The 11544-nt window shown below is 64.3% G+C and carries 9 protein-coding genes; all 9 read left to right on the top strand.

Features of this window, described 5'->3' with window-relative positions; translation table 11 throughout:
- Window positions 1–209: 209 nt before the first annotated feature.
- Entirely contained in the window at window positions 210–1739 is a 1530-nt protein-coding gene (locus tag H7007_RS08530) for an amidohydrolase family protein (protein ID WP_287154714.1), read from the top strand.
- A gap of 176 nt (window positions 1740–1915) precedes the next feature.
- Entirely contained in the window at window positions 1916–2722 is an 807-nt protein-coding gene (locus H7007_RS08525) for a lysophospholipid acyltransferase family protein (RefSeq protein WP_287154712.1), read from the top strand.
- 296 nt (window positions 2723–3018) lie between these two features.
- Window positions 3019–4077 carry a hypothetical protein gene (locus H7007_RS08520; RefSeq protein WP_287154710.1) on the top strand — a complete coding sequence of 353 codons (1059 nt, stop codon included), beginning with the start codon at window positions 3019–3021 and terminating at the stop codon, window positions 4075–4077.
- Window positions 4078–4510: 433 nt separating this feature from the next.
- A complete protein-coding gene (gene cysK, locus H7007_RS08515) occupies window positions 4511–5449 on the top strand; it encodes a cysteine synthase A (protein WP_287154708.1) in 939 nt (312 codons plus the stop codon).
- Window positions 5450–5560: 111 nt separating this feature from the next.
- Window positions 5561–6736: a cysteine desulfurase family protein gene (locus H7007_RS08510; RefSeq protein ID WP_287154707.1), complete on the top strand. Its 1176-nt coding sequence runs from the start codon at window positions 5561–5563 to the stop codon at window positions 6734–6736.
- 12 nt (window positions 6737–6748) lie between these two features.
- Window positions 6749–7195: an RrF2 family transcriptional regulator gene (locus H7007_RS08505; protein WP_287154705.1), complete on the top strand. Its 447-nt coding sequence runs from the start codon at window positions 6749–6751 to the stop codon at window positions 7193–7195.
- A gap of 49 nt (window positions 7196–7244) precedes the next feature.
- The gene (gene nadA, locus H7007_RS08500; RefSeq protein WP_287154703.1) at window positions 7245–8195 is read left to right on the top strand and encodes a quinolinate synthase NadA; all 951 of its coding nucleotides are present in this window, start codon (window positions 7245–7247) and stop codon (window positions 8193–8195) included.
- A gap of 69 nt (window positions 8196–8264) precedes the next feature.
- Window positions 8265–9344, top strand: coding sequence for a tRNA 2-thiouridine(34) synthase MnmA (mnmA, locus tag H7007_RS08495; protein WP_287154702.1), 1080 nt, complete (start codon window positions 8265–8267; stop codon window positions 9342–9344).
- 517 nt (window positions 9345–9861) lie between these two features.
- On the top strand, window positions 9862–11271 hold the full coding sequence (locus tag H7007_RS08490) for an acetate--CoA ligase family protein (RefSeq protein ID WP_287154701.1): 1410 nt from the start codon (window positions 9862–9864) through the stop codon (window positions 11269–11271).
- Window positions 11272–11544: the final 273 nt, after the last annotated feature.

Genomic DNA, 11544 nt, shown 5'->3' with positions numbered 1-11544 from the left:
GGTGCAGGTAAGGCGGTTTGGTGGGGGTTATGTCTTCTAGTGGTTTTCTCATGGGGATGAGCAAGGCCGTGCGCTGTCTTCAACGAGATGGTGGGTTGAATTGGGGGACGGTGTCCCTGAGAGAGGGGCGGCTGCGGCCCTTTCCCGGGGGAATTTCCGTTCCTGGAGGGAATGAGAGCGGCGAAAGGGGCGTGAAGCCGGTGAGGAGGATGCTCAGAAGGCTGGGAAAAGTGGTCGCCTGGTGTTCGACCTGCGGCGTCGCGGCGCCTGTATGCTGTGCGCGCCGTTTCCGCAGCGAGAGGCGCGAACCCGTGGTCTGGTCGCCGGGGAAGGGGGAGGCGCTTCTTATAAGGAACGCAGAGGTAGTGGACGTGGTGGGCGGCACCATGCTCCACAAGCGGAGCATTGTGGTGAGGGATGGGCGCATTGTCGAGGTGGCGACGGAGAAGAGGGGGGCGGAAGCGGTATACGACAAGGTGATGGACGCCTCGGGGGCCTTCGTGATACCAGGCCTGATAAACGCCCATTGCCACACCCTGCTCCCCTCCACCCTATCCCTCGCCCCGGATGTCCTGGCCTCCATGAGGCGCCAGGTGGAGAGATGTTTGGAGGAGTGCGTGGTCCACGGGGTGACCACGGTCAGGGACGCCGGGTCGCTCCCGCTTCTCCTCAAGGGGTTCGCGGAGCGCATAGAGAGGGGCGAGCTCCTGGGGCCGCGCGTCTTTTTCGCCGGTTCCTTCATCAACGTGCCCGGCGGTTACCCGGATTTCATGCCTCCCACGCCCGCCTGGCTGGCGGAGAGGTGGGGGCGGTTCGGGTACCAGGTAAGGACTCCCGGCGAGGTGGAGGAGGCGGTGGAGAGGAATGCCGGGGACGGAGCCTGCTTCATAAAGACCGCCTTCGACGACCGCTCCCTCTTCGTGGGACAGAAGCCCCTCTCCGTCATGGACGACGACCTTCTCGGCAGGCTGGTCGAGGCGGCCCACGAAAGGGGCTTGAAGGTCTCCGCCCATCACCGCTTCCGCCGCGGCTTCCGGCGCGGCGTGGATTTTGGCCTGGACGGCATGGAGCACCTCCCCACCGACGAGGTACTCGATGGCCGGGAGGTGGAGAGGTTCGTCTCCGCGGGGATGTACGTGGTGCCCACGGTATCCGTGGCCTGGGCGCTTGGCGGCATGAGCCGGGGGGATCCGTACCTCGACGACCCCCTGGTGCGGCGAAGCCTGGACAATCGCAGGGAGGTCCTGCGCAACCTCTACCCATCGCTTTTCGAGCCTCCCATCTACCGCTCAATAATGCGGACGGAGAGGAACTCCCGCGACCCCTCCTTCCCGGAACGGCGCCATCTCATGTACGTCGTGGATCCCAAGATATTCACCCAGGGCCTTGTGGTGGGGCGGGAGAACCTGAACCGTCTCTACCACGCCGGTGCGCTCATCGGCTGCGGGAACGACGGCGGGGTCCCTCAACTGACCCCGGCCCTTTTGGGCTTGGAGATGGTGCTTCTCGCCGAGCTCACGGACATGGCGCCCGTGGACGTCCTGCGTTCCGCGACCATCAACAACGCTCGCATCCTGGGGATGGAGGGTGATTTGGGGAGCGTGGAGAAGGGAAAGCTGGCTGACCTGGTGATCCTGCCCGGGAATCCGCTGCAGAACATGGAACACGTCATGCGGCCCAACGCGGTGTTCAAGGAGGGGAGGCTGGTTTATTCCGACCGGCGCTATGAGGTGCGGTAGGGAGCGTGGCGGGAGGCTTCGCGGCGCGTAAGCGCCCCGCCGCGAAGGGAAGGGCGGAGAAGGCGGCATGTCGCGGCTTGGGTACAATGCCGGAGAGGACTGTGAATATCCCTAATCTGGTAAATAGAGGAAATCTTACCGGAAGCTGAACGACGGTTCTTGAGGAGCGGGAGAACATGTGGCTGCGTTACGTGATATTGAGGATACCTTTCGCCCTGGTGGCCCGCTCGAGGAAGTACGACCTCCGGGTGAGCGGGAGGGAGAACGTCCCGAGATACGGGCCCTTCATCGTGGTCTGCAACCACCAGAGCAGCGTGGACATCATAGCCGTGGCGCTGGCCCTGAAACCGGTGCTCATCCACCGCCAGATCTGGCCCTGGGCGAAGAAGGAGATCCAGACCGGGGCGGAGGGTCTCCTGGGAAAGTTGCTCTGGAAGGTCTTCGGGGTCATCCCCATCGACCGCTCCGGAGGGGACAATTCCGAGGCCATACGCCGGAGCCTTGAGCACCTGCGGCGGGGTGAGCTGGTCCTCGTCTTCCCGGAGGGCACACGGAGCAAACCGGGGGAGGTCAAGCCTTTCCAGTTCGGGGTGGCCAACCTGGCCCGCGCCGCGCCCGCGCCCATCCTCCCCGTGGCCGTCTACCGGAGGGAGGACGGCGGGGTGCAGGTGAACATCGGGAAGCTCTTCACCCTCCCGCCCAAGCGGCGGATGTACGAGGTGCTGGAGGAGCTGGGGGAGAAGGCCGAGGGCCGCTTCGTCCAGCAGGTGGAGACCCTTCGCCAGTGGGCGGACACCGTGCCCCGGGACCGCAAGGGCATGAAGCTCATCACTCGTATGATCCACATCGTGACCGAGTTCGTGTCTCGCAAGGACATACCCTTCGACATCTTCTTCCGCCTGGCCGAGGAGGAGGACAACGAGTTCATCCGCGACCGGGTCATGGAGCTGCTCCCCGGAGGGTGGAAAAAGGTCAAGGCCTGAGCGCTGCGGGCCAAGAAGGCGAAAAGATCGGCGTTCTTCGTTCCGTGAACCGGTCGCGTTAGGGCTTTTGTGCGGAGAGGATGGATATCCGTCCGGCGGGCAGGATCGCATTCCATCATCGAACCGAACGGTCGGGCTTCCGAGCGGCGTGCGCTGTTGTGCATGCCTAAAGGTTCCTGACACCCCGGCTCCGAAAGGGGAAACGGAGGAAATTACGAATCAATAAGTAAAGATGGGGCGGAGAGGCTGCGAGCCGATGTGAGGCTTTTCCGGATCATAGGGGCGGGAGGACGAGCATGGAGAGGAAGAAATGGGCCTGTGGACATTGCGGCCTTCCCCGCGGGATAGGGAAGGGCAACGCCTGGCACAACAACGGGGTGATCACGGCGAAGCAGCCGCCCCACATAAGGGGTACCCTCTATGATGTGGAGGAGCTCAACAACCTCTTTCCCGCCATCTCGCGGCGCATCGACTTCGACATCACCCGGCTGGTCATCGAGGGAAAGCGGAAGGACGGAGTGCGTTACACCCGTTCCCTCATCGAGAACCTGCGCCGGGCGGGAAAGGATCCCTCGCCCCTGGACGTCTTCCGCATGATTACCCATTTCTGCGCCTACTGGGGGTTGGGCATCGCGGAGGTGCTCGAGTATCGGGAGGGGGAGATCCTCTCCATAAAAACGCTAGACTATTACAGCGATCCCATGGCCCGGGGAGACTGGGCGGGCGTCTTCGAGGCGGCGGACGGGAGGAGGGGAGACCCGCGCTGGAGGGACGAGGAAGCGCGGGACATCATCGACGTCGTGGCCGTGGAGGGAGAGCCGGTGCTCGAGGAGCGCATCGAGCAGGAGGTGGAGCTGGGCATCCCCTTCGTGGAGGAGGGAGACCTCGAGTACCGCTACTGTCCGGAGTGCGGCGTCCCCATGGCAGTTTCCGAGCAGTTCGAGTGGAACCCCGAGATCTCTCTCATCCGGGAACGCATCAGCGGGAGGCGGTTCATCCTCCACAACACCAACGGCATCGTGGCCGTGGTCCGCGTCCTGGAGGAGGAGCTGGGAGAGGAGGTAGGGGGCATCATCGCCGAGATAAGCCGCGATTACGCCCGGGGGTATTACGGGGAGATAAAGGACCGCACCTCCCTGGAGGCCGAGTTCCTGAAGTTCCCCCTGCGGAGCTGGGGAAGGACCGCGACGATGAAGAAAGAGGACGGGGGTTACAGGGTGAGGATCGTCAACCCGTACTCGCCCCCCGTAATCGCCGGGCGACTCTGGGGCCTCATGGAGGTCTTCGAGGAGAGGGAGTTCCGGCTGGCGGGCATGGAAAAGGGTCAGGGGTACGTGGATGTGCGCTTGAGCTAACCCTGGACGTCCGGTTCCCTTTCCCTTCCCATTCCCTGATCCCACCCATATATCTCCGCCATATGGCCCGGTGACCTGACCTTCCGGGACTCTTGAACGCCGGGAGAGGAAGGACCAGGGTCGCGGCGCAGGTAAAGGGGAAAAGCATATGCGGCCCTCCGGGGTGGGCAGGGCTTTTTACGTTGCTTTCGTCGCATTCCCACCGAGACGATTCAGCGCGGCAAGGGCTCCCGGTGGGGCATGGTCCCGCATTGGTTTCCTCTCGACGGCGGTAAGCCGCTCTGAGGTGGATTCGCTTATCATTCCCGCAGGCACTTCAGGGGCGAGAAGAAGCAAGAGATCAACCCGACAGGCGATATAAATATTGACTACTAAAACGATAGTAATTATAGTAATTTTAATTTTGGATGAAGATGAGAGGAAAGGAGGCGTGGTGGCCAGGCTCTACGCGGACATCACCCAGACTGTGGGAAACACCCCATTGGTGAGGTTGAACCGAGTGACGGAAGGCATCGAGGCGGAGGTGTACGCCAAGCTGGAGTCCTTCAACCCGCTTTCCAGCGTGAAGGACCGCATCGGGGTGAGCATGATCGAGGACGCCGAGCGGCGAGGGAGACTGGGAGAGGACAGCGTGATCGTCGAGCCCACCAGTGGGAACACGGGCATCGCCCTGGCCTTCGTCTGCGCCGCCCGTGGTTACCGGCTCATCCTCACCATGCCCGAGACCATGAGCCTGGAAAGGAGGAAGCTCCTCGAGGTGCTGGGAGCCGAGCTGGTTCTCACCCCGGGTTCCGAGGGCATGAAGGGGGCGGTGGCCAAGGCCGAAGAGCTGGTGCGCACCATCCCGGGGGCCCTGATGCTCCAACAGTTCGAGAACCCGGCCAACCCGGCTGTCCACCGCCTGACCACCGCCCGGGAGATATGGGAGGATACCGACGGGAAGGCGGACATCCTGGTGAGCGGGGTGGGCACCGGGGGGACGCTCACCGGCGTGGCCGAGGTGATCAAGGAACGCAAGCCGGAGTTCTACGTGGTGGCCGTGGAGCCGGAGGCCTCACCGGTACTCTCGGGCGGCGAGCCGGGCCCGCACAAGATCCAGGGCATCGGGGCCGGCTTCGTCCCCAAAGTGCTCCGGACGGAGCTCATAGACGAGATCGTGAGGGTGAGAGACGAGGACGCCGGCGCCATGGCCCGGAGGCTGGCCCGGGAGGAAGGAATACTGGTAGGAATATCCTCCGGGGCCGCCGCCTGGGCGGCGCTGGAGGTGGCCCGCCGGCCGGAGAACCGGGGCAAGATGCTGGTGGTCATCCTTCCCGATACGGGGGAGCGATACCTTTCCACCTGGCTCTTCGAATCCACCGTCTCTCCCTGAAGCGGAGCGGGGTCGGGGGGCGGTGCGGTTGGGCTAAACCATTACCGGGAGTCGGGCAAGGTCATCGCCTGGTGAGGGCGTGTTTCTTGAGAATAGGCAAGGAGAGATTCGATGAGGAGAAGGATCTACCTGGACAGTGCGGCCACCACTCCCATCCGGGAAGAAGCGCTTCAGGCCACGGTAGGGGCTTACCGGAACGCCTTCGGCAACTCCTCCAGCGTCCACCTCTTCGGGCAGGAAGCCCACCGTTTGCTGGAGGAGTCGCGCGAGGAGTTCGCCGCCTGCATTGGCGCCCGCCCCGAGGAGGTGGTGTTCACCGGGTCGGGTACGGAGAGCGACAACCTGGCCATCCGCGGCGTGGCACTGGCCGTCCGGGAGGTGGGGCGCCATATCATCACCTCGCAGACCGAACATCACGCCGTGCTCCATTGCTGCCAGGAATTGGAAAAGGAGGGCTTCCGGGTCACCTACCTTCCTGTGGACGGCCGGGGCCTGGTGGACCTTGAGGCCCTGAGGGAGAACATCGAGGCGGACACCGTGCTCATCAGCGTCATGACCGCCAACAACGAGACGGGAGCTCTTCAGCCGGTCAGGGAGATAGCCCGCATAGCGCGGGAGAGGGGGGTCCTCTTCCACACCGACGCCGTGCAGGCGGCAGGGAAGATGCCCCTCCACGTGGACGATCTCGGGGCGGACCTGGTGTCCTTCTCCGCCCACAAGTTCTACGGTCCCAAGGGGGTGGGAGCCCTCTTCATCCGGAAGGGCACTCCCATCCGGCCCATAATGCAGGGGGGCCATCACGAGAAGGGGTTGCGTCCCGGGACGGTGAACGTCCCAGGCATAGTGGGCATGGCCAGGGCCCTTTCCACCACCGTGGAGGAGATGGAGGAGGTCTTGCCCCGGCTGCGGCAGCTAAGGGACGAGCTGGCCGAGGCGCTCATGGAAGAGGTGCCCGGGGTACACCGCAACGGGGACCCCGAGACCTCCCTTCCCCACATCCTGAACCTGAGCTTCGAGGGCGCGGACGGCGAGTCGCTCCTCCTGGCGCTGGACATGGAGGGCGTGGCCGTGTCCACGGGATCAGCCTGCACCTCGGGCTCCGTGGAGCCCTCCCATGTGCTCCTGGCCATGGGTGTCCCCCCGCGGCTCGCCCAGTGCAGCCTGCGTTTTTCCCTTGGTCGCTACACCACCGAGGAGGATATACAACACGTCATACGGGTGCTACCGGGGATCGTGGAGAGGATCAGGAGGATCTCCGGCCGCCGCCGGCCGGTGCTGGTGACCTGAGAGGTGCGGGACATGCGCATGCCCACCAAGGCGCGCTACGGGATGAGGGCCATGCTCGACCTCGCGCTGCACGGCGGCCAAAGCCGTCCCGTGCTCCTGCGTGAGGTGGCCGCCCGCCAAGGGCTCTCCGAGCGGTACCTGGGACAGGTGTTCATCCTGCTCCGCAGGGCGGGATTGGTGCGCAGCGCGCGGGGGGCGAAGGGCGGTTTCATGCTCGCTCGCCCCCCGGAGCGGATAGACCTCCTGGAGATAGTGGAGGCCTGCATCGGTGAGTTAAGTATGGTGGAGTGCGTGTCCAGCAGGAGCTACTGCAACCGGGCGGACGATTGCGCCACCCGGTTGGTCTGGGAGGAGGTAACCAGTTCGATGCGGGAGGTACTTGCCGGAAAGACCCTCGCCGACCTGGTGGTCATGCAGGAAGGGATGGAGAACGGATCTCGGGCCATGTATTACATATAGGGCCATAAAGGCGGATGGTTCATGAGAACATGCAGGAGTTGATGAGCGAATGAGAAATAGGGAAACGCCCTACGAACTGCTGCTTCCCGAGGAAGTAGTGGTAGAGCGCATCCTGGCCCTCAAGGAAAAGCGCAACGCGGTCATCCTGGCCCACAATTACCAGAGGCCGGAGGTGCAGGATATAGGGGATTTCGTCGGCGACTCCCTGGGCCTGGCCCGCCAGGCGGCGCGGACGGACGCCGAGGTCGTCGTCTTCTGCGGTGTGCACTTCATGGCCGAGACGGCCTCCATACTCTGCCCGGACCGCCTCGTCCTCCTACCCGACCTCAACGCCGGATGTCCCATGGCGGACATGGCCGAGGCCCGCGAGGTGAAGAGGTTCCGGGAGGAGCACCCGGAGGTGACGGTGGTCTCCTACGTCAACACCACCGCCGCGGTGAAGGCGGTGAGCGATTACTGTTGCACTTCCTCAAATGCCGTGGATGTGGTGCGCCGCGTGGAGGGCGAGCGTGTGCTTTTTCTGCCCGACCGCAACCTTGCCGCCTACGTAGCCGACCGGGTGCCGGAGAAGGAGATCATCCCCTGGGACGGTTTCTGCCACGTGCACCAGGGCATCCGGAGAGAGCACATCCTGAGGGCCAAGGAGCTTCATCCCGAGGCGGAGGTCATCGCCCATCCAGAGTGCACGCGGGAGGTTCTGGAGCTGGCGGACCACATACGCAGCACATCGGGCATGGTGGAGGCGGCGCGAGAATCGGAAGCCAGGGAGTTCATCCTGGCCACGGAGTGCGGGATGCTCCACCCCCTGCGCAAGGCTGTGCCGGGAAAGAGGTTCTTTCCTCCCGTCGTGGAGCCCCTTTGCCCGAACATGAAATTGACCACCCTGACCAAGGTGCTGCAGGCACTGGAGACGCTCCAGCCCCGGGTGAAGGTACCGGAAGGCATCCGTGTCCGTGCCCTGAAAGCCGTGGAGCGGATGCTGGTCCCCCACGGAGCCTGAGAGGCCGGACCGGTTTCCGGGAGGATCTCAGAGGCGAGAGGCCTCGAAGGAACGCGGGGGCGAGGGAGGATGAAAGGTCGTACGGTGGTTGTGGCCATGTCCGGGGGAGTGGATTCCTCCGTGGCCGCCGCTCTCCTCAAGGAAGAAGGTTATCGTGTCATCGGCGTGGGCCTGAGGCTCTTCGACGGGGGAGGGGAGGGTGCACGGACCTGCTGCGGTATCCGGGATATGGACGATGCCAGGAGGGTGGCCTACCAGCTGGACATCCCCTTCTACCTTTTGGACTTACGGGAGATATTTAGGAGGCGGGTCATCGATTATTTCCTTCACGGCTACCTGAGCGGGGAAACGCCCAACCCCTGCGTGGCCTGCAACAGGTGGGTAAAGTTCCAAGCCCTCTTCAAACGCTGCTCCGCCTGGGGAGCCGATTTCCTGGCCACAGGCCACTACGCACGCCTTGCCCGTGCCGCAGGGGGTGCAGGGTTCCACGTCCTCCTCAGAGGCAGGGACGAGAGGAAGGACCAGTCCTATTTCCTTTACATGTTGCGAAATGAGCAGCTCCCCCGGATCCTCTTTCCCGTGGGGGACCTGACCAAGGAGGAGACGCGCTCCCTGGCCGCGGAGCTGGGCCTCAAGGTCCATGACAAAAGGGAGAGCCAGGACGTCTGCTTTATCGGGGACGGGGACTACGCCTCCTTCTTGATGGCCTGGCACGGAGGAGAGCTCCGGCCCGGACCGGTGCTGGACAGGAAGGGGCAGGTGATCGGTTCCCACCGCGGACTCCCTCTCTACACCCTCGGACAGAGAAAGGGATTGAAGGTCGACAGGCCCGGGCCCTGGTACGTGGCGGGCATGGACCGGGAGCGGAACGCCCTGATAGTGAGCCGGGAACCGCCGCGGTGTCGTGAAGGGCGCCTTCGGGAGGTCAATTTCGTATCCGGAAAGGCCCCCGGCGGTCCGCTGGAGGTCTCGGTGATGATGCATTACCGCGGGAGGGAGTTCCGTGCTCGCGTGATTCCCCTCTCCGGTGGGGAGGCGCGGCTGGAGTTCATGGAGCCCGCCGACGCGGCGGCAGCGGGGCAGGCCGCGGTCTTCTACCAGGGGGAGCGGGTGGTGGGTGGCGGGAAGGTTGTGAATGCCGGCCCCTAAATACCATTTATTGGTATTGTTATGTCCATTTCCCGCCCGGCAGCCCGAGACTCACGTCGAGGCCGAGACGATCTGAGGACGCGTGTTGAGGGAGTCGAACCCTCAGGGGACGCCATGCGCTTCCGTGACTGCCGCTGAGGGTCGACGGCTCATACCCTAAACGCTTCTCCTCAGGCTCTTGTTCCCTAGGAGAGGCCCTCTTTCACCGGGCGACCGTCTTAAGGGGTTACCCTTCATGGCATGGCTTCTTGTGCTTCTGTGGTTGACCGCCAAAGCGTAACTTCATGCTCTTTATGAACCGCTCGAGGCTCGTATCCCACAGAGGAGACCGTTTTCATGGGCGGACTTAGCGAGTGATTACCCTTGAAAGCCCGGTCTCTCCTATACTAAGGGATACCACGGGTGAGGCGTTTTCCTTTTCTGAGTGGCGCTCTGAATGGCGCAGGCGGCATGAAGCGGAGCCTGTCTCGCCGGGTTTGATGACGAGAAGAGTGGGAAGGTGGAAAGAGAGGAAGGAATGCGCAGAGAGACTGACCCTCAGTCCTTGAAACCTTTTTTCGAGCCACGCGAAGTGGTCATCGTGGGGGCGAGGCGCTCCCCCGGTTTCGGGTTCATCCTCCCCCTGGCCCTGCAGAGGCAGGGCTGGGGTGACCGCCTCTATCTGGTGAATCCCGCAGGGGGCGAGTTGCATGGCCTGCCGGTGTACGTCCGCATCTCCGAGGTCCCCGGCGACCCCGACCTGGCGGTGGTCATCGTCCCCGCCGAGGCGGTGCCGGGGGTGCTGGAGGAGCTCGCCGCGCGCGGGATAAAGAACGTTGTGGTGGAGAGCGCCGGCTTCGCCGAGGTGGGGAAGGGAGGGAAGGAGCTCCAGGAGCGTTGCCGGGAGATCGCCCGTCGGCGTGGGTTGCGGGTAGTAGGGCCCAACTGTGTGGGCGTGGTGAACACCGAGAACCGCTTCTCCACCGTGGAGGTGGTTGAGGAGGCGCTCACCCCGGGCCCGGTGGGGGTCATCGCCCAGAGCGGCGTCTTCGGGAACATCCTCCTGGACGGACTGCACCAGCAGGGCGTCTTCATCTCCAAGGCGGTGACCCTGGGTAACCGCATGGACGTGGACGAGTGCGAGGTCCTGGAGTACCTGCACGCCGACCCGCAGACAAAGGTGATCATGATGTACCTGGAGGGAGCGGCCGAGGGCAGGAGGCTGGTGAAGACCCTGCGCCGGGTGACCGCGGACAAGCCGGTGCTCATCCTGAAGAGCGGGCGCACGGCGAAGGGCCGGGAGGCCACCGCCTCCCACACCGGGAGCATGTCCGGGGAGGACGAGCTCTACGAGGCGGTTTTCCGGCAGACGGGCGCCGTACGCGCCGAGACCCTGGAGGAGCTGGTGGACCTGGCCCGGGTCTTCTCCACTCAGCCGCTGCCCCGCGGGAACCGGCTGGGCATCGCCACCTCCAGCGGGAGCTTGGGTGCCCTGGCCACCGATGCCGCGGCGGAGGCGGGCCTCGTCCTCCCGCCGCTGTCTCCGGATACGGAGGGCAGGATCCGCGCCATCGCTCCCCGCTGGATGAACGTGCGCAACCCGCTGGACGTGGGTCCTTCGGGCGCCTACCTCCCGGCCATGAAGGCACTCCTTGAGGACCCGGGGATCGATATGGTGCTCTCCATAATGGTCATGCCCTACGCCGTATTCCGTGAGTTCCAGCTCCGGGGGGTCTCCGTGCATGACTTCCTCGGAAGCGCCGTGGGCCTGCGGGAGCTGGCGCCGGAAAAGCCGCTTGTGGCCTGTTCCTTGGGGGATCGGGGGTTCCTCGAGGAACTGGACCGTTCCCTTGGCCCGTGGATACCCGTCATCACCTCGCCGGAAAGGGCGTCCCGGGCTCTGGCGGCCCTCCATCGCTACCGGTCCTTTCGAGAGAAATTGCGATGAGGTTAGGAGAGTCGATGGGCAGAAGGCCTTCCGGCGGGATTCTGGCGATCGCCGTCGCCTGGGGCATGGCCCAGGCGGACGAGACCGCTCGTCCAAATCACGGGTGAGCACGATCGCCTTTCCACTGGAGCGATTCTCCCCCCGCCGTTCCGGAGATTCCCTGGAGCCCTCTCGTTTCGACGCCCTCAATCGTCACTTCCCTTGTCCCGGCCCCTTCTTTCGCCGCTCGTGTTTTTACGGAGAAGATTCGTCTTTCCGGTGGCAGGCCCAGTT

Source organism: Candidatus Solincola tengchongensis (assembly GCF_015711935.1).
Lineage (GTDB): Bacteria > Actinomycetota > Geothermincolia > Geothermincolales > RBG-13-55-18 > Solincola_A > Solincola_A tengchongensis.
The sequence above is the reverse complement of the archived record's forward strand: the minus strand, read 5'-3'. Positions and strand labels throughout refer to the sequence as shown.